Source organism: Kitasatospora sp. SolWspMP-SS2h, assembly GCF_003259315.1.
Taxonomy (GTDB): Bacteria; Actinomycetota; Actinomycetes; order Streptomycetales; family Streptomycetaceae; genus Kitasatospora; species Kitasatospora fiedleri.
In genome coordinates this window covers 254,378-279,108 of record NZ_QLLT01000005.1, presented here as the reverse complement: position 1 = coordinate 279,108, position 24,731 = coordinate 254,378, and the positions used below count along the sequence as shown (strand labels likewise).

Sequence of the window (24,731 nt, the reverse complement as noted above, 5' to 3'; positions counted from 1 at the left end):
TGGCGTGCACCCTCCGGCCCGTACGACCGTCTCCTGGAGGCCGACATGACCACCTTCTCGCTCGACCCCGGGCCGGACCAGATAGCCGTCCGCGACTGGCTGCACGGCTTCGCCGCCGACGTCATCCGCCCCGCCGCCGCGGAGTGGGACGAACGCGAGGAGACCCCCTGGCCGATCATCCAGGAGGCCGCCAAGCTGGGCATCTACTCGCTGGACTTCTACGCCCAGCAGTTCTTCGACCCGTCCGGCGTCGGCATCCCGATCGCCATGGAGGAACTGTTCTGGGGCGACGCCGGCATCGCGCTGGCCATCACCGGCACCACGCTGGCCGCCGTCGCCGTGCTCGCCAACGGCACCGAGGAGCAGATCGGCACCTGGGCCCCGCAGATGTTCGGCACCCCCGACGACGTCAAGGTCGCCGCGTTCTGCTCCTCCGAACCCGACGCCGGCTCCGACGTCTCCGCGCTGCGCACCCGCGCCGTCTACGACGAGGCCAAGGACGAGTGGGTGATCAACGGCACCAAGACCTGGGCCACCAACGGCGGCATCGCCCACGTCCACGTGGTGGTCGCCACCGTCGACCCCGAACTCGGCTCGCGCGGCCAGGCCTCGTTCGTGATCCCGCCCGGCACCAAGGGCCTCAGCCAGGGCCAGAAGTTCAAGAAGCACGGCATCCGCGCCTCGCACACCGCCGAGGTCGTCCTCGACGGCGTCCGCGTCCCCGGCCACTGCCTGCTCGGCGGCAAGGAGAAGCTCGACGCCCGCCTCGCCCGGGCCCGCGAGGGCACCAGGGGCGGCGGCAAGAACGCGGCGATGGCCACCTTCGAAGCCTCCCGCCCCGCCGTCGGCGCGCAGGCCATCGGCATCGCCCGGGCCGCGTACGAGGTCGCCCTCGACTACGCCGGGACCCGCGTGCAGTTCGGCAGGCCGATCATCGAGAACCAGGGCGTCGCCTTCCAGCTCGCCGACATGAAGACCCGGATCGACGCCGCCCGGCTGCTGGTCTGGCGGGCCTCCTGGATGGCCGTCAACAACCGGCCGTTCACCAGCGCCGAGGGCTCGATGTCCAAGCTGTACGCCGGCGAGACCGCCAGGTTCGTCACCGCGCAGGCCATGCAGATCCTCGGCGGCAACGGCTTCACCCGCGAGTACCCGGTCGAGCGGATGCACCGCGACAGCGCGATCTACACCGTGTTCGAGGGCACCAGCGAGATCCAGCGGCTGGTCATCGCGCGGGCGATCTCGGGGGCGCCGATCCGCTGAGCGGCCCGTCCTCCGGGACACGAACGGCCCGGCGGTGGCGGCACCCACCAGTACCGCCGCCACCGCCGGGCGCTCCGCCGCGCCGCCGCGCCGGGCGGCGCCGGAAGCCTCCGGCACCGGGCTCCGGGCGGCCACCGGGCGCTCCCCGGCTCCGCGGGCGGGTCAGAACTCGGGTTCGCGGCGCTCCAGGAAAGCCGCCAGACCCTCCCGGACGTCCGGGGACGTCCGGGACGCGCGCTCCCAGGGGGCCAGGGCGTCCGCCGCGTCCGCCGGGCCGGCCGCCAGTACGGCCTTCACCGCGCCGATCGTCTGCGGCGAGCGGCGGGCCAGCAGCCGGGCGAACTCCCGCGCACGGTGGTCGAGTTCGGCGGACGGGACGACCTCGTCCAGCAGGCCGAACAGTTCCGCGCGGGCGGCCGGCAGCAACGCGCCGGAGAACAGCAGGTACTTGGCCCGGGCCGGGCCGACCAGCGCGGCCAGCCGCAGCGTCGGGACCGCCGGGTAGACCACGCCCAGCTTCGCCGGAGTGATGCCCAGCCGGGCGTCCTCGGCGGCCAGCCGCAGGTCGCAGGCCAGCGCCAACTGGCAGCCGCCGCCCACGCAGGCGCCGCGCACCACCGCCAGGGTCGGGCGCGGGAACGCCGCCAGCGCCTCCTCCGCGGCCACGTTCCCGGCGTGGTAGGCGTCGGCGGACGCCGGGTCGGCGTACACCTCGGCCAGCTCGGCGATGTCCGCGCCCGCCGAGAACGCGCCGCCCGCGCCGGTCAGCACCAGCACCCGGACGTCCGGGCGGGCGGCCAGCACCGCCAGCACCCGCGGCAGCGCCCGCCACATCGCGCCGGTCACCGCGTTGCGCCGCTCCGGGCGCTCCAGCAGCAGCGTGGCCACCCGGTCCTGACCGACCCAGCAGCGCAAGCCCGCCGCGCCGGTGGGCAGTTCGACGTCCCCGGGGCCCGGGCGGTCGAGCGGGTGGGCGGTGCGCGCGGGCACGGTGGGCATGGCGGGCCTCTCGGAGGACGGGGCCGGACGGGCCGTCAGCCTTTCACGCGGGCGCGGGGCGGGCCATGTGATCCGCGTCAACCGGGCGGCGGGGCGGGGGCGATGCTCGCGGGGCGGCGGATCGGCGGGCGGAAGGTCAGTGGGCGGAGGACGGCGGGGGGCGAGGGCGACGGGTCAGCGGACGGAGGGCGGCGAGGGCGGCGAGGGCGGAGGGCGACGGGTGACGGGTCAGCGGGCGGTGGTGCGGGCGGCCCGCCACTCCGGGGCCAGCATCGACCAGACCTCCAGGTCCAGCCGGACGCCCAGGTGCTCGGTGTGCCCCCGCAGGGTGCCGTCCAGCGTCATGCCCAGGCGCCGGGCGACGGCCCGGCTGCGCAGGTTGACCGTGCTGTTCCACCACTCGGCGCGGTACAGGCCGCGTTCGAGCAGCGCGTAGTCCAGCAGGTGGCGGACGGCGGCGGAGACCAGGCCGCGGCCCTGCCCGGCCGGCTCGGTCCAGACGCCGATCTCGCAGACCCCGCCCACCGCGTCGAACTGGACGAACATCACGCCGCCGACCAGCGTTCCGCGCCGCCATATTCCGTGGATCCGGCCGGTGTCGGCGGCCTGCTTCTCGGCGAACTTCCGCAGCGTCGCCCGGGCGGAATCCGGATCGGTGCTGCGGGTCGCCCACGGAATCCACGGATCGATCCCGGCCCGGGCCCGGTCCATGTGTTCCAGGAACTCCGCGGCCTGCCACGGTTCCAGCGGGCGCAGTTCGGCGTCCTCGGCGAGCGCTACGGCGTACATCGGCATCCCCTCGGGTACATAACAAACGTTTGGTAGGTACCCTAGCGCGCATGACTCCACCCGCACGGGGCGATCACGAAGCCCGCCGGCGCGACGTCTCGGAGGCGGTGCGGCGGGTGCTCGCCGACCGCGGCTTCGGCGGACTGACCCTGCGCGCGGTGGCCGCCGAACTCGGCGCCTCCACCGGCCTGCTCACCCACTACTTCCCCCACAAGCGGGCGCTGGTCGCCCACGCGCTGGAGGTCCTCGACCGGCAGGCCGCCGAGCGCCACCGGCCCGCCACCGAGGCCGCCGCCGGCGCCCGCGGCCTGCCGGTGCTGCGCGCCGTGCTGCTCGACGTCCTGCCGCTGGACGCGCAGGGGGCCGCCGACAACCGGGTCTGGGTCGGCTCCTGGGACGCCGCCCTCGGCGACGGCGCGCTCACCGCCGAGCACGCCGAGCGCTACCGCCGGGCCCGCCGGCGGATGGCCGAACTCTGCGCGGAGGCCCAGGAACTCGGTGAACTCCCCGCCGGCCGCCCGGCCGAGGACCTCGCCGCGCGGGCCCAGTCCTTCGTCCTCGGGCTGGTGGTGCAGGCGCTGTTCGCCCCCGCGGAGTTCCCGCCGGCGCGCCAACGCGCACTGCTGGACGGGTTCCTGGCGGACCTGGCGGCGGGGGAGGAGTGACCGCGCCGGGAACGGGCAGGCGGGGTGGGGAAGCGGGCCGGGTGCGGCGCGGGAGGACTCGTCCGGTGGTGTCGCGGCCGGTCGGAGTGTGTGGGCGCCCCCAGCAGGATTCGAACCTGCGACCTACCGCTTAGAAGGCGGGTGCTCTATCCGCTGAGCTATGGGGGCCGGGGTGCTGACGTCGGCCCGCTTGCCGGGCCTGGGCCGGGACGGGATGTTCCGGGACAGGATACGGGTGTTCAGTTCCGCCCCCTCGACTTCGAAGACCGGACCGGGGTGTGTCGGCCTCCGCGGGGCGGTCCGATAATCGCAGGTAGTCCCGTGGAGTGCAGCGGTCTACCGGCTCTCGGAGCGGGACGTTGTGCAGTCGTTACGGGGCTGCGACCCCACCCGTTATGGATTCGGCGGGGGCAATCGTCCCGAGCGGGCCGCGGGTGGGGGCGCGTTTAGGGGTTCCACCGGTCGGATGACATGGACGGGGCGAGATGCGGGCCACCCGTTCGTGGTTTCGCCGCTGGACCCCGGGTGTCCGGAGGGTGTGCGGGCGGTCACCGGAAGGGGTGGTCGGCGCAGGTGTCCGAACGGTCCCTGCGGTGGACGGGGCGCGGGGCCGGGGTCCGGCCGGGGTCGGATCGGAACCGGATCGGGGCCGGATCGTGGGTGGAAGAACGCGGGGCGGGTCCGGTTGCGGACGCGGGGCGGCATTTGTCCGGGGTGCTCGGATTGTTGTCGTGGGCACGGCATTCAAATGGTCAATTTCCGACCGGAAAGCGCGTGAATTCACTCGCGGGAGTTACTCCGGTTTTCCACAGGGCCGGGTTGTCCACAGGGGCACGGAAGGACCTGGCGGGGATTTCCCGGAAGGCGGAGGATCTTTCCCGGCGGGGATTCCGCCGGGAAAGACCGTCGGCCGCCACGGCCGGGAGCGGAGGAGTCGGAATGGACGAGGCACTGGTGACGATGGTCGGCAACGCCGCGTCGGGCGTGACGTACCGGGAGACGTCCGGCGGGGTGCCGGTGGCGAACTTCCGGCTCGCCGCGCGGGAGCGGCGCTACGACCGTGAGCGCGGCGACTGGACGGACGGCGAGACGACCTGGGTGACGGTGGTGGCCTGGCGGCGCCTCGCGGTCAACCTGGTCAGTTCGGTGAACAAGGGGGATCCGCTGCTGGTGAGCGGGCGGTTGCGGGTCCGCGAGTGGGGTGAGGAGGGGAGTCGGCGGACGGAGGTGGAGATCGAGGCCCGTTCGGTCGGCCACGACCTGGTGCGGGGCACCTCGGTGTTCCGGCGCGCGCTGGAGGGCACGTCGGAGCCGGTGCGCGGCGGTTCGGCGGCCGTGTCGTCCGCGCCTGCGTCCGGGCCCGCCCCTGCGTCCGGGCCCGCGCGTGTGCCCGCGTCGGCGGAGGGCGGGCAGCGGGCGGTGCGGCTGGTGGAGGAGGCGGTTCCGGACTGGATCGTGGCGGCGGTCGCGGCCCGGCGCCGGGCGGAGGAGGCCGCCGAGGGCGGGGGCGGGACTGGTGGGGTGTCTGGGGAAGGGGATGCGGATGTGACGGAGGGGGTTCTGAACTGACCCGATCGGGGCACTTCTTGAGTCGGGGAGTGCAATCCTGATTGCCGCGGAGGCGCCTCTTGGCTTTATGTCGACTCATCAACTCGCTCCGGCAACCAGCTCCTTGATAACAGAACAGCCACGATATTGTCCTGATTCGCTACGGGCCTGGAGCGGTCGGGTCGTGTCAATAGGATGCGTCTGGTCCACACACGTGCAGCGGTGCCGCAGGGGGTGCCGCTTTGCAGGGGGCGGGTTGCCAGAAGGCACGTCGCCGCCCGGAGGGATCCCACATGTTCCACAAGCAGGGGCGGGCCGTCTCCCGCATCGTCGCTGTCATGCTCACGTCCGGCCTCGCGGTCGGTTCGGGCCTGCTCGCGGCCGGTACGGCGGCTGCGGACGACCCCGCCACGGGGGTCAAGGCGAAGCTGGACGGCGGCATCCGTTACGGGGAGCAGATCGAGCACGAGGTCCGCCCCGGTCGCTGGCTCCCGGTCACCGCCGGGCAGTTCAGCCTCAAGGTGATCGGCACCGACACCGTCCTCCAGGTGTACTGCATCGACCTGCTCAACGACACGCTCAAGGACGCGACCTACCACGAGACCGACTGGGCCTCGACCTCGCTGTCCCAGCCGGAGAAGGCCAAGGCCAAGGCCGGACCGAAGATCCAGTGGCTGCTGGAGCACTCCTTCCCGAACGTCGACGAGGGCGCGCTCAGCAAGGCCTCCGGCATCGCCGGGCTCACCAAGGACGACGCCGCCGCGGCCACCCAGGTCGCGATCTGGCACTACTCCGACCCGAACGTGCCGACCAAGCAGAGCGACGACCACGAGAAGACCAAGAAGTTCACCGACTGGCTGATCGCCCAGGCCGACGCCAAGGGCGGCGCCGAGGAGCCGAAGCCCTCGCTGGCCCTCAACCCCGGCTCGGGGGCGGGCAAGAGCGGTGACCTGCTCGGCCCGATCACCGTCACCACCGGCGGCACCACCGACAACGTCACCGTCGCGCTGGACAAGAAGGGCGCCGACGCGGGCATCGCCCTGGTCGACAAGAACGGCGCCGCGGTGAAGACCGCCAAGAGCGGCGACCAGCTGTTCGCCAAGGTCCCGGCCGGCGCGGACGCGGGCACCGCGACCGTCACCGCCGACGCCACCGCGACCATCAAGATCGGCCGGGCCTTCGTCGGCGACGACAACGGCAAGCACAGCCAGACCCTGATCCTGGCCGGTGCCGACAAGGTCAAGGTCAACGCCCTCGCCACGCTCTCCTGGGCGCCGCAGGGCGCGGTGCCGACCGCGGACGCCGCGATCGACTGCACCAAGGGCGCCCTGGTGGTCACCCTCGGGAACAAGGGCGACCAGCCCGCGACCTTCAAGGTCGGCGGCAAGGAGTACACGGTCAAGCCGAACGGCACCGAGGCCGTGACCCTGCCGGTCGAGGAGGACACCAAGTACGACTTCACCGTCACCGGCCCGGGCGGCTTCTCCAAGCAGTTCGGCGGCCTGCTGAACTGCAAGACCGACAGCGCCACCCAGACCCCGACGCCGTCCGCCTCGGCCCCGGCCTCCCCGGTGCCGTCGCCCAGCCCGACCGGCCCCGAGCTGGCCTCCACCGGTGGCGGCATGGGCACCGGCCTGACCGCCACCCTGGCCGGCGTGCTGGTCGTCGCCGGCGGTGCCGCGGTCTACGGCATGCGCCGCCGCGGCCGCCACAGCCGCACCTCCTGAACGACGAGCTGAAACCCGCCCGGCCTCCGCGCCGGGCGGGGGACGGCCCCGCCGCCCGCCCGGGCGGCGGGGCCGTTCGCGTACCGGGCCCCCGCAGCCGGCGGCCCGGCGGGCCCGCGGGCGCCCGGCCGGGCGTTCGGGGCGGTCCCGGCCTTACGGCACAATGGAAGGCTGCAAGCCGATTACTCACGACGACGCCGGAGCGATCTCAACGTGGCGGAATACATCTACACCATGCGCAAGGTGCGCAAGGCACACGGCGACAAGGTCATCCTTGACGACGTGACGCTCAGCTTCCTCCCCGGGGCGAAGATCGGCGTCGTCGGCCCCAACGGCGCCGGTAAGTCGACCGTGCTGCGGATGATGGCGGGCCTCGACCAGCCCTCCAACGGCGACGCCTTCCTCTCGCCGGGCTTCACCGTCGGCATGCTCCAGCAGGAGCCCCCGCTGGACGAGTCCAAGACGGTCCTGGAGAACGTCCAGGACGGCGTCAAGGAGATCAAGGCCAAGCTCGACCGGTTCAACGAGATCGCCGAACTGATGGCGACCGACTACTCGGACGAACTGCTCGCCGAGATGGGCACCCTCCAGGAGGACCTGGACCACGCCAACGCCTGGGACCTCGACGTCCAGCTGGAGCAGGCCATGGACGCGCTGGGCTGCCCGCCCGGCGACTGGGCGGTCACCAAGCTCTCCGGCGGCGAGCGCCGCCGCGTCGCGCTCTGCAAGCTGCTGCTGGAGCAGCCCGACCTGCTGCTGCTCGACGAGCCCACCAACCACCTGGACGCCGAGTCGGTGAACTGGCTGGAGCAGCACCTGGAGAAGTACCCCGGCACCGTCGTCGCCGTCACCCACGACCGGTACTTCCTGGACAACGTCGCCGAGTGGATCCTCGAACTCGACCGCGGCCGCGCCTACCCGTACGAGGGCAACTACTCCACCTACCTGGAGACCAAGCAGACCCGCCTCAAGGTCGAGGGCCAGAAGGACGCCAAGCGCGCCAAGCGGCTCAAGGAAGAGCTGGAGTGGGTCCGCTCCAACGCCAAGGGCCGCCAGGCCAAGTCCAAGGCCCGCCTGGCCCGCTACGAGGAGATGGCGGCCGAGGCGGACAAGATGCGGAAGCTGGACTTCGAGGAGATCCAGATCCCGCCGGGCCCGCGCCTGGGCAGCGTCGTCATCGAGGTCGACGACCTGCACAAGTCGTTCGGCGACAAGATCCTGATCGACGGCCTGAGCTTCACCCTGCCGCGCAACGGCATCGTCGGCGTGATCGGCCCCAACGGCGCCGGCAAGACCACCCTGTTCAAGATGCTCCAGGACCTGGAGACGCCGGACAGCGGCACCGTCAAGGTCGGCGAGACCGTCAAGATCAGCTACGTCGACCAGACCCGCTCCAACATCGACCCGAAGAAGACCCTGTGGGAGGTCGTCTCCGACGGCCTCGACTGGATCAACGTCGGCCAGGTCGAGATGCCGTCCCGGGCGTACGTGTCCGCGTTCGGCTTCAAGGGCCCGGACCAGCAGAAGCCGGCCGGCGTGCTCTCCGGCGGTGAGCGCAACCGCCTCAACCTGGCGCTGACCCTCAAGCAGGGCGGCAACCTGCTGCTCCTCGACGAGCCGACCAACGACCTCGACGTCGAGACCCTGTCCTCGCTGGAGAACGCGCTGCTGGAGTTCCCCGGCTGCGCCGTGGTCATCTCCCACGACCGCTGGTTCCTGGACCGGGTGGCCACCCACATCCTCGCCTACGAGGGCGAGAGCAAGTGGTTCTGGTTCGAGGGCAACTTCGAGTCCTACGAGAAGAACAAGGTCGAGCGCCTCGGCGCCGACGCGGCCCGCCCGCACCGCGCCAGCTACAAGAAGCTGACCCGCGACTGACACCCGGGCGCAACCCCGGCCCGGCAGACTGCCCCCGCGGGCGGGCTGCCGGGCCGCCCGCCCGTAGGCCGCCCGCACGGATACCCACGGGTACGGAGAAATTCGAGGAGAACGCCGTGGCTCGCCACATCTACGCCTGCCCCCTGAGGTGGTCCGACATGGACGCCTTCGGCCACGTGAACAACGTGGTCTTCCTGCGCTACCTGGAGGAGGCCCGGATCGACTTCATGTTCACCCAGGCCGCCGAGGCCGGCGCCGGTGAGTTCGCGGGCGGCTCGGTGGTGGCGCGCCACGAGATCGACTACAAGCGGCCGCTGGTGCACCGGCCCGAGCCGGTCACCATCGAGACCCGGGTGACGAAGATCGGCGGCGCCTCGCTGACCGTCTCCTACGAGATCAAGGACGTCGCCGCCGACGGCACCGAGACGGTGTACGTCACCGCCTCCACCGTGGTCGTCCCCTACAACCTGGCCGAGGGCCGGCCGCGCCGGATCAGCCCCGTCGAGCGGGAGTTCCTGAGCCGCTTCATGGACGAGCAGCCCGCCGGCTGCGCCGCCTGACGGGACGAGCCGACACCCGCCGCTGACGAAACGAGCTGACCCCGGTGACCGTGCAGACCCGACTCGACCTCGCCGACCGGCGGGAGGGCGCCGACCTGAGTGCCTTCCTCGGACGGCTGCTGCGCTTCGACCGGGCCGCGGCGGTCCGGCTCCAGGCGGTGCCGGGCGCGGACGGCGGCGGGGTGCTGGCGGTCTTCGGCCGGCTGCCGCTCGGCGGGGCCGCGGTGCTCGCGGTGCGCACCGTGCGGCTGGCCGGGCTCGACACGGCCGCCGACCTGACCGTCTCCGCCGGGCAGCTGCTGGAGTCGGTGGACGAGGCGGGCGCCGCCCTCGGGCTGCCCGCGCCGGTCACCGGCCCGTCCTGGACCGGGCTGCTCCCGCCGCGCTCCGGCTGGCAGCCGCTCGGGCAGCCGCCGGTCGACCGGGTGGTGGGCGAAGTGCTCGCCGCCGTCGAGGAGTTCAAGCGGCGCACCGCCGAGGTGCCGGACCACCACCGGACCAGGCAGGCGGTCGACGCGATCGCCGACGAGATCTGGTCCCGGCCGCTGGGCGCCGCCGAGGGCCTGCCGCTGCGGGCCGCGCACGCCGCGCACGCGATCGGGTTCCTGCGCCCCGGCACCCCGCTCTCCGCCCACCGGGCCGGGGCCTGGCTGCGGCTGGACGCGCCCGCCGGGTCCGTCGTGCTGCGCACGGCGGCCGCGCCCGGCGCGGGCCTGGGGCTCAGCCCGCTGCGCTGAACCGTGCCGCGGCGGTCCGGCTCCGGGCGGTGCCGGGCGCGGACGGCGGCGGGGTGTTCAGCCCGCAGTGTTCAGCCCGCGGTATTGATCATCGAGGCGGCGGCGTACGTCATGTAGTTCCACAGCTCGCGGTCGGCCTCGGCGGGCAGCGCCAGCTCGTCCAGGGCGGCGCGCATGTGGCCCAGCCAGGCGTCGTGCGCGGCCCGGTCGACCCGGAACGGGGCGTGCCGCATCCGCAGCCGGGGGTGGCCGCGGCGGTCGCTGTAGGTGCGCGGGCCGCCCCAGTACTGGATCAGGAACAGGGCGAAGCGCTCCTCGGCCGGGCCGAGGTCCTCCTCCGGGTACATCGGGCGCAGCAGCTCGTCCTGGGCGACACCGCGGTAGAAGAGGTGCACCAGCCTGCGGAAGGTCGCCTCGCCGCCGACCCGCTGGTAGAAGGTCTCCTCTTGTGCGGTGGTGGTCTCGCGCCCGGTGTCAGTCACCCGTCCATGGTCGCAGACGCCGACGGGGGCCGTACACCGGGACTTCCGGCGTACGACCCCCGTCCCGGGGCGGCGGGCGGCTACGCGTCGTCCCAGTTGAAGAAGCGCCAGGCGACGGCGCACAGCACCGCCGTGAAGGCGAGCAGGATGCCCATCGCGGGCAGCGCCTCGGCCAGGCCGCCGCCCTGGCTGAGCACCGACTTGGCGGGCACGATCAGGTAGCGCAGCGGCAGTGCCCGGGAGATGTCCTGGAGCCAGCCCGGGGCGAAGTCCAGCGGGATGAACGCGCCGCCGAGGAAGGACATCGGCAGGATGATCAGCTGGTTCATGCCGTTCGCCGACTCCTCGGTCTTCGCCAGCGAGCCGGTGACCAGGCCGATCGACATGAACGCCAGGGTGGCGCAGACCACCAGCGGGAACACCAGCCACCAGTTGCCGGTGAGCTTGAGCCCGAAGTAGTCGATCTGCGCGACCAGCAGGAACAGCGCGGTCTGGGCGAGCGCGACCAGCACGCTGACCAGCACCCGGGCGCCGACGATGGTGCCCGCCGAGATCGGCGCCAGCCGCAGCCGGCGCAGCACCCGCTTCTTGCGCCAGGTGACCAGGGTGAACGACGCGCCGTAGACCGCGCCCATGGCGACGGCGTAGGCGAGCAGGCCCGGGGTCAGGTACTGGATCGGCTTGGTCGAGTCGTCCTCCACCTTGGAGGCGTCCAGGGTGTACTTCGGCGCGACGTTCGAGGCCGCCTGGTTGGCGCCCTGCACCAGGGCGTTGACGATGCCCTGCACGGTGGCGGACTTCACCTGGTCGGCCTGGCTGAAGCGGAGCACCAGGGTGCCGTCCGGCTGCTCCGTGACCAGCCCGTCCAGGTCGCCCTTCCTGACCTTGGCGAGGGCGTCCGCCTCGTTCAGGTCGGTGGTGATCTCCAGCGCCTCCAGCGCGCCCTCGGCGTGGGCCCGGGCGTCGTCCAGCACCTCGACCCGGCCGATCTCGGCGACCTTCACGTGGGTGCTGCCGCCGCCCTTGTAGAGGACGCCGAACAGCAGCAGGAACATCAGTGGCAGCGCGAGGGTGAAGAACAGCGTGCCCTTGTCGCGGACGAAGCCCAGCAGCATCACCCGGGAGAGGCCGACGAAGGCGTTGGCCCGCTCGCGCTCGCCCCCGCCGGCGGGCGCGGGGGCCGGAGTACGGGCCTGTTCGGTGGCGGTCATGCCCGGTACTCCCGTCCGGTCAGCTGGAGGAAGACGTCCTCCAGGGTGGCGCCGCGGACTTCGAGGCCGCGCAGCGCGTTCTGCTCGGCCAGGACGGACAGCACCGGCCCGGGCTCGGCGGTGGACAGCGCCAGCGTGACGCCGTCGTCCTCCAGGTTGGTGTGCACCGCGCCCGCGGCGGTGAGCAGTTCGCGGGCCCGCTCGGCGCTCACCTGCCCGGACTCGATCCGGACCCGGACGGTGTCGTCGATCTCGCGGACCAGCGCGGCGGGGGCGCCGGTCTTCAGCACCCTGCCGTGGTCCATCACCGCGACGCGGTCGCAGAGGATCTCCGCCTCGTCCAGGTAGTGGGTGGTCAGGAGCACGGTGCGGCCCTCGGCGTTGATGTCGCGCAGCAGGTCCCACAGGTTGCGGCGGGCCTGCGGGTCGAGGCCGGTGGTCGGCTCGTCCAGGAACACCAGCTCCGGGTCGTGCACCAGCGCGCAGGCGATGGACAGGCGCTGGGCCTGGCCGCCGGACATCTTGTCGGTCAGCACGTTCGCGGACTCGGTCAGGCCGACCCGCTCCAGCATCGCGTCGGCCGCCTTCGGACCGATGCCGTAGAACGAGGCGAAGGTGCGGATGGTCTCGCGCGCGGACAGCTTGGTGAAGAACGCGGACGCCTGGAACTGCACGCCGATCCGCGGCAGCAGCTTCGGGTTGCGCGGCCACGGCGACAGGCCGAGCAGCTCGACCCGCCCCTCGTCGGCCTCCCGGATGCCCTCCAGGATCTCCAGGGTGGTCGTCTTGCCGGCGCCGTTCGGTCCGAGCAGGCCGTAGAACTCGCCGGTCCTGACGGAGAGTGAGACCCCGTCCACGGCCTGGACATCCCCGTACCGCTTCCGGATCCCGTCCGCGGTTATCGCATCACTCATGGGGCGAAGCGTAGGCGGTCGGCACCGCCCCACGAGCATTTTTGTGCGAATCCTGAGCTTCCGGGACGGCCGGGCGGACGCCGCGGCCCGTGCCGGGGGCGAACTCCCCCGGCACGGGCCGGTCGTGACGCCGCGTCAGCGCGCGGTCCGGCGGCCCGGCTGTCGGGCGGGCCGCCGGTGCGGGGTCAGGCCAGGTGCACCGTGATGGTGGTCCAGGCGCCGACGTGGATCCGGTCGCCGTCGTTCAGCGGGATCGCGGTGTGCGGCGGCAGGGTGTCCGGACTGCCGTTCATGGTGGTGCCGTTGGTGGAGTCCTGGTCGACCACCACCCAGCTGCCGTCCGGCTGCTCGGCCAGCAGGGCGTGGTGGTGCGAGGCGCCCGGGTCCTCCGGGGCGACCGACAGGTCGATCTCCGGCACGGTGCCGCGCTGCTGGCTGCGCCGCCCGATCCGCAGCTGGCCGCGGCCGGTCAGCGGGATCCGCCGCTCCGAGGTGTACTGCGGGAAGTACAGGCCGGCCGCCTCCGGGCCGCTGCGGGTCATCATGTCGGTGAAGTAGTCGTGGTCGTGCGCCACCACGGCGAACCAGGTGGACCGCTGCTGCGGCGCGCCGCCCGGCTGCCCGGGCGGGGTGAGCCGGAACGACGTCCCGGAGTCCGGTCCGGGCTGCGAGCGGTGGCCCGCCGGGGGAGCGGACGGCTCGGCGTACACCGGGCCGGTGCGCTCGTAGTCGACGTCCGGGAACCCGGCGGCCGAGGGCTTGTCGAACGACGGCGCGGACGGCGCGGAGGCTGCGGCCTGGGCGGCCTGCGCACCCGGGTAGCCGGGCCGCTCGTACGGCGACGGCGACTGGTGCTGCTGCGGGGCGTGCTGCTGCGGCTGCTGGTGCTGCTGCTGGGGACGCTCGTACGGCGACTGCGGTGGCTGCGGCGACTGCTGCTGGGCGTGCGGCTGCTCGTACGGGGCCCGCTGCTGCTGCTCGTACGGCTGCTGGTGCCGCTGCGGCTGCTGCTGCGGACGCTCGTACGGCGACTGCGGCGGGGCCGGCGGGTCGAACCCGGCCGGCGGGGCCGGGGGCGCGGCGGCGGGCGGCGGGAAACCGTAGCCCTGCTGCTGCTGCTGGTGGTGCTGCTGCGGCTGCGGGGCGGGTGCGGTGCCCGGCGGGCGGGCGGAGGTGGCCAGGTTGTAGTCGTAGCCGCACTCCTCGCAGTACCGGCCGGTCTGCGGGCTGCGGCAGATCGGGCAGGTGACCAGGCCGGTGGTGGCCGGGGGCGGCGGCGGAGCACCGTACGGGCCGGGGGCACCGGGGGCGCCGGGGGCTCCCGCGGCCGGCCCGGTGGGCGTGCCGGCGGGCGGCGTCTGGGTGCGGCGCGGCTCGAAGTAGCCGCCGCCACCGGCCGGGGTGCCGGACGGCGGGGTGCTGCCCGGGCCGACCGGCGGGTAGCCGGAGGAGGTGTACGCGGGCGGGGCCGACGGCGGCGCGGCGGGGCCGCCGGGGCGGTGCTGGCCGCCCGCGGGCTGTCCCTGGCCGCCGCCGGGCTGGCCCTGGGCGCCGGGCTGGGCCGGACCGTTCGGAAAACCGGGGATCGCCAGGCCGGGCGGCGGCGTCATCGGGAAACCGCAGTAGTCGCACCAGTCCTCGGCCTGTGACTCGTGTCCCCTAGGGCAGATCGGCATCAGGTCCCCACTCCAGCAGGTTCGGGTCCGGCGGGTGTCCGGCTCACTTCTTCACGCGCACGGTCTTGGTCGACCGGGTCTCGAGTGTCATCGAGTCGGCCTCGCTCACGTTCTTACGGAACCGAACGGTACCCTCCCGTTCGTCGACCACGTCCACCACCTTCCGCAGCAGCTTGAGGGTGCCCTCGTTGCCGCTGGCGTATGCGAGCCGGACGGCGGCTCCCAGCTCGGCGGTGGCGCGGTCCAAGTCGCCCGCCCGGTGGGCCTCCAGGCCGCCGCGGATGGCGTCGGCCAGCTCGGCCTGCCCGGTGCAGTGCGCGACCTGCGGGTTGATCCGGGTCGAGGCGGCCGGGTCGTCCGTCCACACGGCGCGCACCAGCCCCTGGCCGAGCACCTCGGCGGTGCCGTCCGGGTGCGGCAGGACCAGGCTGATCCGGGCGGCCAGCATCTCGCTGCCGACGGCGGCGGCCGGGACCTCCACGCACACGTGGTAGTCGCGGGACTCGTCGCCCCAGGAACCGGTCGGGTAGTCCCCGGCCCGGGTGCCCGCGTCGGCGCGGCGGCCGGTGAGGTCCTCGACGGCGGGGGCGGCCTGCTTGACGAACTTCACCCGGGCGTTCGCCGGCGTCCACACCCGCAGGGCGACGTCGGCGACCTGCTTGCCCATGGCGGCGGACATCATCGCGCGGAAGTCCTCGGCCAGGCCGGAGGACTCGGCGACGATGTCGACGGTGCCGAGCAGCGCGGAGGATATCCTCCGCAGCTCGGCGACCTCCCAGTCGGTGCCGACGCCGCGGCAGTCGGCGGTGAAGTACCCGGAGGCGGCGTCCAGGGCGCGTTGCAGGTCGGCGGGCCGCTCGTGCTCGTTGCGGCCGTCGGTGAGCAGGACGGCGTGCCGGATGGACGCCTCCGGGCGGGAGGCGAACAGCTGCCGCGCCTTGGTGATCCAGCTGCCGATCGCCGTGCCGCCGGACGGCCTGAGCCGGCGCAGCGCGTCCTTGGCCTGCTCGCGGGTGGACCGGTCGGCGACGGCGAGACGGCCGTCGCCCGGGTAGACGTCGCCCGCCTCGTGGGTGCCGGCGACCACCGCGAAGGCGACGCCGTCGCGCAGCTCGTCGATGGCGGCGGCGGTGGCCTCGCGGGCGTGCCGCATCTTGCCGTCCGGGTGCTCCATGGAGCCGGAGCAGTCGATCACCAGGACCACGGCGGCGTCCGGCCCGGAGTCGCCGATCGGGCGGCCGCCGGAGGTGCCGCCGCCGGTCGCGGTCACCGTGACGATGGCGTTGACCTCCCGGGCGCCCTGGGCGAGGTACTCGTTCTGGAAGACGTCGACGTCGAACCGGGGCGCGTCGGGCTTGGACAACGAGGCCATGCGGAGAGCTCCTGTCGAGGGCGCGGAGGGTCGGAGGGTCAGTTCCCGGCCGGTCCGGCACCCGGCGCCCCGGCCGGCGCGGCGGTGTCGGGCACGGTGGCGGTCGGCGCGGCGGCGGGCAGCGGCGGGACGGCGGGTGCGGGCGGTGCGGCCGGCGGGGCGACGGGCGCGGGCGGGACGGCGGGCACGGGCGGTGCGGCCGGCGGCGCGGCGGGGGCCGCCGGAACCGCGGCGGGGGCCGGGCGCAGCGGGACGGTGGCGTCCGGGTCGGCGGCGCGCGGCAGCGGCAGGTCGAGCAGGGTGGCCTCGTGGACGGCCGGCGCAGTCGGCGGGTCGATCGGCAGCACCGCGACGGTGATGTTGTCGTGCCCGCCGCGCTCGACCGCGAACCGCACCAGCTCCCGGGCGGTGGCCAGCGGTTCGGTGCGGGCGTCGGTCCGGACGAAGAACGCCAGGTCGGTGGCGGCCTCGGCGTAGTTCCACAGGCCGTCGGTGCAGATCAGCAGCACCCCGGGGACGTGCGGGGTGAAGCTGACGGTGTGCGGGTCGAGGTCCTCGGCGTCGGCGCCGAGCCAGCCGGTGATGGCGTGGGCGCGCGGGTCGGCGTACGCCTCGGCCTCGGCCATCAGGTTGGCGGCGACCATCCGGGCCGCCCAGGAGTCGTCCTCGGTGAGCCGGTACGGCTCGGCGGACTCGCGGTCGTCCGGGATCCAGTAGGCCCGGGTGTCGCCGACCCAGCCGATGGTGACCAGGCCGCCGGAGCTGACCGCGCTGACGTAGGTGCAGGCCGGCGCGTTGCTGTGCCGGCCGTCGGGGGCGGTGCCGTCGTGGGCGAGCGCGGTGACGGCCCGGTTGGCGGCGCCGATCGCCTCGCGCATCGCCTGCCCGGGCTCGCGGCCGACCGCCAGCGCGGCGACCAGCGAGTCGGCGGCGGCGGTGACGGCGGCGGCGGACGCCTCGTCCGGGCGGGACGAGGAGGACACCCCGTCGCAGACCACGGCGAGCACGGCGGGCGCCCCGTCCGGGCCCTCGGCGGTGGCGACGGTGAACGCGTCCTCGTTGCGGTGGTGCCGCAGGCCGCGGTCGGAGACCGCCGCGACGCCGGTCGACTCCAGCTCCTGGTGGTCGCGTTCGCGCGGCTGGGCCTGCCCGCAGCGCTGGCACCGCCCTTCCGCGAGCTCGGCGGAGCCGCAGTGCGGGCAGCTGGGCACGACGGGCAGGTCGCGCAGGGTCGGCGGTCCGGTCAGGGCGGTGCCGCAGGCCCCGCAGAAGGCGTCCTGGGGGGCCAACGGTTCGGCACAGTTCGGGCACTCGGTCTGCTGCGGCATGCTCACACCCATGTCCTGGGGCGGGCCCGGTTGGCCCGTTCCACCCACTCGATCCTCGTCTCGGCCCGGTCGGACAACCGCGCCAACATTCGGTAGGAGTGTTCCAGGGCGAGCCTCAGTTCCCGTTCCGCGGCGGGATGTCCCAGCACGGTCAGCGTGGCGGGCTTCCCGGCGGCCCCCGCCAGCACCCAGTTCAGCGCCGAGTCCAGTACCTCGACGGCGAGTTCCTCGCGCCGCCGGGCGTCCAGGGTCAGCGCCGCCAGCCGGTCGGAGCTTTCGGCGAGCTCGGCGGCCAGCGGCTCGGTGGCGGCCCGGCCGCGCAGCCGGGCCCGGACCGCGCCGATCCGGGCGGCGGTCCAGTGCGCGGAGCTCTCCGGCACGGCCTCCAGCGCGGCGACCGCGCCCGCCCGGTCGCCGTCCGCGAGCCGGACCCGGGCCAGCCCGAACGCGGCGCTCACGAAGGACCGGTCCACGGTGCCGACCAGGGCGTAGTACCCGGCGGCGGCCGCGGTGTCGCCGAGCAGCTCGGCGCAGACCGCGAGCGCCAGCTTGGGCGCGCTCTCGCCGGGGAACGCGTCGTACAGCGCCTCGAAGGAGTCGCGGGCCTCGGCGGCCCGGTCGGCGGCGAGCGCGGTCAGCCCCCGGTGCCACACCACCCGCCACTCGCCGGGGTGCTCGGCCTCCAGGGCGGCCAGCACCCCGGCGGCGGCTTCGGCGTCGCCGAGCTCCAGGTGGGTGCGCAGCTCCCGCAGCCGCAGCTCGGCCGAGCCGGTGCCGGTCGCCCGGAGCACGGCCAGCGCCTCGGCGGGCGCGGCGGGCAGCGCGGCCGGCAGGCCCGCGTTCGGGTCGGCCGGGTCGGCCAGCGGCGCGGGCAGCGCCAGGGCGGCGGCCCGGGCCTGCGGCGGGCGCTCGGCCAACTCGGTGTCGACCACCCGCAGTTCCGGCCCGAACAGGGTGGAGGGCGCGGGCCTGGCCTGCCCGTCCTGCAGGCTCAGCACCTCGCGCAGCACGCCGGTCAGCTGCCCCGCCATCTCCTCGGCGGAGCCGAACCGGCGGGCCGGGTCCGGATCGGTGGCGCGCACCAGCAGGCGGTGGAAGGACTCGTAGCGGGCGAACACCTCCACCTCGTCCGGGCCCGGCAGTTCGTGCCGCCAGTGGTCGGTGTAGCCGCGGAAGTCGAAGGTCAGCACGGCCAGCGTGCGGGCCACCGTGTACAGGTCGGAGGAGGGCGAGGGGCCGGCGGTGGCGATCTCCGGCGCCTGGTAGCCGACGGTGCCGTAGACCGGGCCGTCGTCGTCGTGCCGACGGACCGCGCCCAGGTCGATGATCTTGAGCATGTCGTCCGACTGGATCACGTTGTCCAGCTTGAAGTCGCAGTACACCAGCCGGCGCGCGTGCAGGTACCCGAGCGCGGGCAGCGCCGCCAGCGCGTACGCCAGCGCCTGCTCGACCGGCAGCGGATCGCGCCGCCCGTCCGGGGTCAGCCGCTCGTTGGCGATGTCCTTCAGCGACTTGCCGCCGACGTACTCCATCACGATGTAGCCGTCGGCGGAGCCGGTCCGGGCGTCCGGGTGCTCGACGAAGTTGATGATCCGGACGATGTTCGGGTGGTCGACCTCGGCCAGGAACCGCCGCTCGGCGATCGCCACCGCCAGCGCGTCCTCGTCCCCGGTGTCCAGCAGGCCCTTCAGCACCACCCAGCGGTCGTTCACCCGGCGGTCCACCGCCAGGTAGATCCAGCCCAGGCCGCCGTGCGCCAGGCAGCCCATCACCTCGTACTGGCCGCCCACCAGGTCGCCGCGCCCCAGCTTCGGGCTGAACGAGTACGGGGTGCCGCACTTGGTGCAGAAGCCCTCCGGGCGGCCCGGCCGGCCGTCCTTCTCCCGGCCCACCGGCTGGTCGCAGCGCGAGCAGAAGCGCTTGCGCTCCGGCACCTCCGGGTTCGCCAGCACCGCCCGCGCCGGGTCCGCGGCCGGCACCGGGGCGATCGCCACCAGGCCCGCGCCCAGGTTGCCGCGCCGGGCGGTGCCCGTGCCGCCCCGCGAACTGCGCACCGACACCGGACCGCCGCGCGCCGAACGGCCCGACCGGGACCGGCCGGACGAACCGCGCGAGGCACCCGGCCCGGACGGGGCGGAACCGCTGCGCGGCCCGGGGAGCGGGGCGGGTGCTGCCACGGAACGTGCGGCGGCGAGGCCGCACTCGTCGCAGTAGCCGTCCGGGTCGACGCTGCCCGGGCAGTCGCCGCGTCCGCACGGACCACCGGGAACGGGGGCGGCGGGGGAGACGGGGGACGCCGAGGGGGCGGTGCCCCGTTCGGGGGCGAGGCCGCACTCGGTGCAGTACCCGTCGGCGTCGATCTCCCCGGCGCAGCCCGTGCGGGCGCACGCGTCAGCCATCGGTCTCCTCCCCCTGCTCGGTGTCCCGGACCTGCGGCGACGGCGTCTCCGGTTCCTGACGCGCCTGCGGTGGCGGCGACTGCCGTTCGGACGCGCGCAGCGCCCGCTGGAAGCGGCCGACCGCCTCGGCCGCCGCCCGCAGGTCGCACGGGGCGCTCCAGAGCAGCCAGCGCGCCTTCTCGAAGCGCTCGACCACCTCGGGGTCCTCGGCCAGGCCGAGCCGCGCGGCCATCGCCTTGTACGCCTCCAGCCGTCCGCGCAGCTCGGCCCGGACGGCGAGCGGCTGGGCGACCTCGGTGAGCGACTGCCGGGCCCGGCCGAGTTCCTTGGCGGCGGCGTCCTCCAGCGCGTCCAGCAGCGGGCCGAGCCGGTACCACTGGCCGGTCTGCTGGAACTCGACGGCCTGCCCGATCGCCTCGCGCAGCCCGGAGTGCGGGCCGGGCACGGCGGGCACCTCGGTCGAGGCGATCTTCGCCAGCACCTCGCCGCGGGCCCGGCGGGCCTCGGCCAGCGTCAGGTCGGCGCGCTGGAGCAGGTCGGCGACCTGCTGGAGCCGCTCGTGGGACTCGTCGCGCAGCCGCAGCAGACCCTCCAACTCGACGCGTATGTCGTCCAGTCGGCGCCCCATCCGGTCGAACCCGGCGGTGTCGACGGCGCCGGTGGGGGCGGCCCAGGCGGTGCCCTCGGCGGCCCGGCCGCGCTGCGCGGGCACCCGGCTGGGGCGCCACAGCGCGAGCGGGTCGGCCACCACCTGGGCGCGCAGCGCGCCCAGGTGGTGGGCCAGGTCGGCGAGGTCGTCGGCCAGCGGGTGCCCGCCGGGGCGCACCCCGACCGAGACCGCGAGCATCTGGACCCGGCCGAGTTCGGCCAGCAGCAGGTCGATCCGGGCGGGCAGCGCCGACCAGACCGCGTCGACGGCGCTCACCACCTCGACCACCACCGCGTACCAGCCGTTCATCCGCTCCAGCAGTTCGGTGAGCGTGACCTGCTCCACCAGCCGGGCCGAGGAGCCGAGTTGACCCGACGGGTGGGGCAGCCGCCCGCCGGAGACGGTCACCGAGCGGCCGGAGAGCAGCTCGGCGAGCTCGGCGAGTTCGGCGGCGGTCGGCCGGGTGCGCCGGGAGCGCACCGCGCGGGCGGAGGCCAGCGCCTCCGCGTAGCGGTCGAACAGTGCCCACAGCAGGGCGACGCCGCCCTCGGCGACCTCCCAGCGCTCCCGGGTGCGCCCGGACAGCTCGGCACCGGTCAACAGCCGCAGCCCCGGGTGGTCCTGGAGCGCCAGCAGCGCCGCTTCGACCGCGTCGCGCTCGGCACCCAGCCGGGCCAGCGCGCGATCGACCTCCTCACGGTTCATCACCGGGCGGGTCGTTCCAGCCAACGCGGTTCCTCCTCTCGGCCACGGTCGTGGTGACGGGGCGTCGGTCCTGGGGCGGTCGGAGCGACGGCCCGTGGGCCGCCAGTCTCCCCGACGCCCGGCACCGTACGGACGCCGGTCCCCCGGATTCCCGGTCCGGGAAGGGGAACCGGCCCGGTTCCGTCCCGCCGCCACCGCCCCGGTCACCGCCACCACCACCGCCGTCACCCGAGCCGCCCGCGCCCCGGCCCGCGCCCCGGCCGGAGCACCGGCCCGCGCCCCGGCCCGAGCCTCGGTGGTCACCACGGCCGGTACGGGTCGGGCACCCCCATGCTGGGCCGCAGCCAGGTGTCGTAACTGGCCTGCCAGCCGCCGCCGCGCCACTCGACCAGCACCTGGTTGACCCAGGAGACCAGGTCGGTGTCGTCCTGGTTCATGCCCACGCCCATGTACGTGGGGAGGAAGGACTCCCCGGCCAGCTCCATGGTCCGGTCCTGGGCGACCATCGCCGCCGCCAGTGAACTGTCCGACAGGGTGGCGTCCGCCTCGCCGAGTTCCATCAGCACCAGGCAGTCCAACTGGTTGTCGGGCGTGACGACCGAGGCGGCGCCGTGCGGGTCCGCCTTCAGCTCGGTGTGCGAGGAGGAGTTCAGCGCCGCGCACACCCGCTTGCCGCCGAGCGCCTGCGCCACGCTGGTGGCGTGCGCGGCCTTCGGCGCCACCACCCGCTGGGAGACCTTGAAGTACGGGGCGGAGAAGGCGATCTGCTTCTTCCGCTCGCAGGTGACGGTCATCGCCCGGGCGATCAGGTCGACCTGGTGGTCCTTGAGCACGTTGATCCGGTCGGCGGTGGAGACGGTCTTCAGCACCACCTTGTCCGGGTCGCCGAGCACCGACTCGGCGACGGCGCGGGCCAGGTCGATGTCGAAGCCCTCGATCCTGCCGGTCTGCGAGTCGCGGTAGCCCCAGTTGTAGGCACTCTGGTCGACGCCGACCACCAGCCGACCGCGCCTGCGGATCTCCTGGATCTTCGCCCCGACCCGCTGCCCGGGCGGCAGCGACGCCCCGGTGTCGCAGTCGTCCGCCGCGACGCCCGCGACGCCCGCGATGCCGGCGGCGCTCGCGACGCCCGCGACGTCAGCGGCGACCTTCACCGCGACGCCCGCCGAGACGCCCGCCGCCCGGGCCGGTGCGCCGCCGTCCGCGCTACCGCCCGCGCCTGCGGTCGGACCGCCGGCGCCCAGCAGGCCCGCCACCAGTGCCGCGACCGCGACCAGTGTTCCGGTCCTCGCCCTGCGCATCCTTCGCTCCCCGTCCCCTTCCCCGTTACCGGTACTCGGCCAGTCGGCGCCCGATGCCGCGCACCGTGCCGCCGGCCGCCAGTGCGGCCAGCAGCGCCGCCGCCACCGCCTGGACGGCCAGCCCCCCGTCGACGCCGCCCGCGGCGGAGTCGAACGCGGCCTGCTCGGCCCGTCCGGCCTGCTCCCACTGCTGCTCGGCGGCGTTGAACGCGGCCTCCGCGGTGTCGTCCCGGCCCGGGGCCAGGGTCGTGCGCAGCGTCCCCTCGTAGTCGCCGCTCGCGTCCAGCTCGGCGGCGGCCGCGTGCCGCTGCTGCCACTCGTCGAACCGGTGCTGGGCGTCGGTCAGTTGCCGCCGGGCCCGGTCCGGCGGCGCGACGAGCAGCCCGACCGCCGAACCGGCGCTGTCGGCCGGGCCGGCGAGGGTCCGCGCCAGCTCCTCCCAGCGGTCGTCGTACGCCTCGGTGGCGCCGCGCGAGACCAGGTTGAGGTTCTCCGCGGTGTGCGCCTGCAACGCCACCACCCGGACCTGGTTCAACCGGCGCAGCGGGTCGATGCCCTGGGTGCGGGCCTCGTGCAGGCGGCCGCCGGCCGCCGCGGTGCCGCCGACCGTCCACACCAGCGCGACCAGCACCGCCGCCGAGGCGGCCAGCAGCCCGGGGTTGAACACCCGGTTGGTGCGCCGGAACAGCACCATCTGGTAGCGGCCCAGCGCGCCCAGCAGCAGCACCCCCAGCACCAGTGCCGCCCAGGGCACGGCGGCGGCCGCGTCGTGGTCGCCGTCCAGCGCGGCGGCCTCGGTGTCGGCCAGCTGCTGCGCGTTCGGCAGCACGGTCTTCTGCAGGTAGTCGGAGGCGTAGCGCAGGTACGCGCCGCCGAGCGGCAGGCCCTCCCGGTTGATCGCCCGGGCGGTCTCCACCAGGCCCGCGTAGCGCGGCAGTTGCCGGCTCAGCTCGGCCAGCCGGCGCTGCGCGTCGGACGAGGTGCCGCTGCGCGCGGCGGCCTGCGGGATCAGCCGGGACGCGGTCGCCAGGTCGTCCTGGTACCGCTTGCGCACCTCGGGCGGCTCGGCGGCGGCCATCAGGAAGCCCGCGGCGGCGGTGGCGTCGGCGTCGGCCAGCGAACGGTACAGCTCCGCCGCGTCCTGACTGAGCGGCTCACTGCGGGACGCCAACTTCCGCGCTGCGGACGCCCGTTCGGCGGACTGCCAGGCCGCCGTGACCCCGAACAGCAGCGCCAGCGCCACCAGCACCGCGCCCGCCGTGCGCAGCCGCCCCGGCGGAGTCCGGGCGGCCAGCCGCAGCCGCGCCAACGACCCGGACAGCGCCTCGGGCAGTGACCCGAACGACCACCCCGGCCCCCCGCCCGGCCCTCGGCTCGGCACCCGGCTCGGCACCGCTCCCGGCGGACGGCCGGGCGGCGGCGCGAGGACGCTCCCCTGTGTCTGTGCGGCCACCGTTCCCCCTCGGCTCCACCGGCCCTGTCTCCGGGCAGTATCACCACGCCCGGCTGCCCCCGGGCCGCAGTTGGTCTGGAGTTCGCCGGGCGGTGACCGATCTGTGCCCCCACCGGCCCCGACCGGTCCCGACCTCGCCCGATCCTGCCGTTCGGGCCTGGCCGCGTCCTCGCCCCGATCCGACCGATTCGGCCCCGTAGCCTCGTCCCGGCCGTCCCGGCCTGGCCGTTTCCGTCCCCCGATTTCGCCGCCCCGGCCCTGGCTTCGCCCGATCCCGCAGCTCCGACCGGGCCGTCCCCGGCCGGGGCCCCACCACCCTCGGCCCGGCCGTTCCCGTCCAGCCGTCCCCGGCCCGGCCGCCTTGGCCTTGTTCCGCCCCGGCCTCCCTTCGCCCCGGCCTCGGCCGGTCCCGCCGCCGTTTCGGTCGGGTCGCCCCCACCCCGTAGCCCCGGTCCGGCCGTCCCGGGCCCCTCGTAAGCTGGGCGTCATGCGTCTGACCGGAACCGTCACCCCCGACCGCCCGCTGCTCGTCGTCGCCCTGCCCGAGGAGGCCGCGCACTTCGACGGCGGCCTGCCGGTGCTGCTCACCGGCATGGGCAAGCTCAACGCGGCGGCCGCGCTGGCCGGCCTGCTGGGCGGCGGTGAGCGGCCCGCCGCCGTCGTCAACCTGGGCACCGCGGGCGCCCTGCGGTCCGGCCTGGCCGGGACGCACGAGATCGGCCGGGTGGTCCAGCACGACCTCGACACCCCGCTGCTGGAACAGCTCACCGGCCACCGGATGGACGGCCCGATCGACCTCGCCCCGGCCGGTCCGGTGCTCGCCACCGGCGACCGCTTCGTCTCCGCCGACGCCGACCGCGACCTGCTGGCCCGCAGCGCCGACCTGGTCGACATGGAGGGCTACGCGGTCGCCACCGTCGCCCGCCGCGCCCGGCTCCCCGTCCGGCTGATCAAGCACGTCAGCGACGAGGCCGGGGACGGCGCGGTCCGCAGCTGGCAGGAGTCCGTCGACGACTGCGCCCGCCTGCTCGCCGACTGGGCCCGCACCCACCTCGGCTGACGCCCCGACACCCCT

At 74.7% G+C, this 24,731-nt stretch carries 20 protein-coding genes and 1 tRNA gene; 8 read left to right on the top strand and 13 right to left on the bottom strand.

What is annotated here, in order from left to right:
* The first annotated feature begins 45 nt into the window (after positions 1-45).
* Positions 46-1,263, top strand: a complete 1,218-nt coding sequence (locus K353_RS08790) for an acyl-CoA dehydrogenase family protein (protein WP_111553009.1) — start codon at positions 46-48, stop codon at positions 1,261-1,263.
* 162 nt (positions 1,264-1,425) lie between these two features.
* Here the strand turns inward: K353_RS08790 and K353_RS08785 are convergent, their stop codons facing one another.
* A complete protein-coding gene (locus K353_RS08785; protein WP_111553008.1) occupies positions 1,426-2,262 on the bottom strand; it encodes an enoyl-CoA hydratase/isomerase family protein in 837 nt (278 codons plus the stop codon).
* 228 nt (positions 2,263-2,490) lie between these two features.
* Positions 2,491-3,051: a GNAT family N-acetyltransferase gene (locus K353_RS08780; protein ID WP_111553033.1), complete on the bottom strand. Its 561-nt coding sequence runs from the start codon at positions 3,049-3,051 to the stop codon at positions 2,491-2,493.
* A 50-nt stretch (positions 3,052-3,101) separates the two neighbouring features.
* Here K353_RS08780 and K353_RS08775 point away from each other — a divergent pair, with 50 nt between their 5' ends.
* The gene (locus K353_RS08775; RefSeq protein WP_111553007.1) at positions 3,102-3,716 is read left to right on the top strand and encodes a TetR/AcrR family transcriptional regulator; all 615 of its coding nucleotides are present in this window, start codon (positions 3,102-3,104) and stop codon (positions 3,714-3,716) included.
* A gap of 95 nt (positions 3,717-3,811) precedes the next feature.
* On the opposite strand, the gene K353_RS08770 is transcribed toward K353_RS08775, so the two are convergent.
* Positions 3,812-3,884, bottom strand: a tRNA-Arg gene (locus tag K353_RS08770).
* A 771-nt stretch (positions 3,885-4,655) separates the two neighbouring features.
* Between K353_RS08770 and K353_RS08765 the strand changes: the two genes are divergently transcribed.
* The 5 genes from K353_RS08765 to K353_RS08745 all read left to right on the top strand — a co-directional run bounded on the left by K353_RS08765 (position 4,656) and on the right by K353_RS08745 (position 10,166).
* Positions 4,656-5,285: a single-stranded DNA-binding protein gene (locus tag K353_RS08765; protein ID WP_111553006.1), complete on the top strand. Its 630-nt coding sequence runs from the start codon at positions 4,656-4,658 to the stop codon at positions 5,283-5,285.
* A 272-nt stretch (positions 5,286-5,557) separates the two neighbouring features.
* Positions 5,558-6,991: a Cys-Gln thioester bond-forming surface protein gene (locus K353_RS08760; RefSeq protein WP_111553005.1), complete on the top strand. Its 1,434-nt coding sequence runs from the start codon at positions 5,558-5,560 to the stop codon at positions 6,989-6,991.
* A gap of 213 nt (positions 6,992-7,204) precedes the next feature.
* Complete coding sequence (gene ettA / locus K353_RS08755; RefSeq protein ID WP_111553004.1) at positions 7,205-8,869, top strand: energy-dependent translational throttle protein EttA; 1,665 nt, start codon at positions 7,205-7,207, stop codon at positions 8,867-8,869.
* 116 nt (positions 8,870-8,985) lie between these two features.
* Positions 8,986-9,429, top strand: a complete 444-nt coding sequence (locus tag K353_RS08750) for a thioesterase family protein (protein ID WP_100840325.1) — start codon at positions 8,986-8,988, stop codon at positions 9,427-9,429.
* 44 nt (positions 9,430-9,473) lie between these two features.
* Positions 9,474-10,166: a hypothetical protein gene (locus tag K353_RS08745; protein WP_100840324.1), complete on the top strand. Its 693-nt coding sequence runs from the start codon at positions 9,474-9,476 to the stop codon at positions 10,164-10,166.
* Positions 10,167-10,237: 71 nt separating this feature from the next.
* Here the strand turns inward: K353_RS08745 and K353_RS08740 are convergent, their stop codons facing one another.
* The 10 genes from K353_RS08740 to K353_RS08695 form a co-directional block, all read right to left on the bottom strand.
* On the bottom strand, positions 10,238-10,648 hold the full coding sequence (locus K353_RS08740; RefSeq protein WP_111553003.1) for a globin: 411 nt from the start codon (positions 10,646-10,648) through the stop codon (positions 10,238-10,240).
* A gap of 80 nt (positions 10,649-10,728) precedes the next feature.
* Positions 10,729-11,859 carry an ABC transporter permease gene (locus K353_RS08735; protein ID WP_111553002.1) on the bottom strand — a complete coding sequence of 377 codons (1,131 nt, stop codon included), beginning with the start codon at positions 11,857-11,859 and terminating at the stop codon, positions 10,729-10,731.
* Positions 11,856-12,773, bottom strand: coding sequence for an ABC transporter ATP-binding protein (locus tag K353_RS08730; RefSeq protein ID WP_111553001.1), 918 nt, complete (start codon positions 12,771-12,773; stop codon positions 11,856-11,858). Before K353_RS08730 ends, K353_RS08735 begins: the two co-directional genes overlap by 4 nt.
* Positions 12,774-12,958: 185 nt before the next feature.
* Positions 12,959-14,449 (bottom strand): FHA domain-containing protein, encoded by a 1,491-nt coding sequence (locus K353_RS08725; protein WP_111553000.1) that lies wholly within the window; start codon positions 14,447-14,449, stop codon positions 12,959-12,961.
* A gap of 43 nt (positions 14,450-14,492) precedes the next feature.
* Positions 14,493-15,821, bottom strand: coding sequence for a VWA domain-containing protein (locus tag K353_RS08720; RefSeq protein WP_111552999.1), 1,329 nt, complete (start codon positions 15,819-15,821; stop codon positions 14,493-14,495).
* A gap of 38 nt (positions 15,822-15,859) precedes the next feature.
* Positions 15,860-17,149, bottom strand: coding sequence for a PP2C family serine/threonine-protein phosphatase (locus K353_RS37135; RefSeq protein WP_370447573.1), 1,290 nt, complete (start codon positions 17,147-17,149; stop codon positions 15,860-15,862).
* A 2-nt stretch (positions 17,150-17,151) separates the two neighbouring features.
* Positions 17,152-19,548 carry a serine/threonine-protein kinase gene (locus K353_RS08710; protein WP_111552998.1) on the bottom strand — a complete coding sequence of 799 codons (2,397 nt, stop codon included), beginning with the start codon at positions 19,546-19,548 and terminating at the stop codon, positions 17,152-17,154.
* Positions 19,541-20,902 (bottom strand): hypothetical protein, encoded by a 1,362-nt coding sequence (locus K353_RS08705; protein ID WP_111552997.1) that lies wholly within the window; start codon positions 20,900-20,902, stop codon positions 19,541-19,543. The genes K353_RS08710 and K353_RS08705 overlap by 8 nt, the downstream gene beginning before the upstream one ends.
* Before the next feature lie 299 nt (positions 20,903-21,201).
* The gene (locus K353_RS08700) at positions 21,202-22,203 is read right to left on the bottom strand and encodes a glutamate ABC transporter substrate-binding protein (protein WP_146616430.1); all 1,002 of its coding nucleotides are present in this window, start codon (positions 22,201-22,203) and stop codon (positions 21,202-21,204) included.
* A 25-nt stretch (positions 22,204-22,228) separates the two neighbouring features.
* Entirely contained in the window at positions 22,229-23,584 is a 1,356-nt protein-coding gene (locus K353_RS08695; RefSeq protein WP_146616429.1) for a hypothetical protein, read from the bottom strand.
* A gap of 559 nt (positions 23,585-24,143) precedes the next feature.
* Between K353_RS08695 and K353_RS08690 the strand changes: the two genes are divergently transcribed.
* On the top strand, positions 24,144-24,716 hold the full coding sequence (locus K353_RS08690) for a nucleosidase (RefSeq protein ID WP_199528042.1): 573 nt from the start codon (positions 24,144-24,146) through the stop codon (positions 24,714-24,716).
* Positions 24,717-24,731 lie beyond the last annotated feature (15 nt).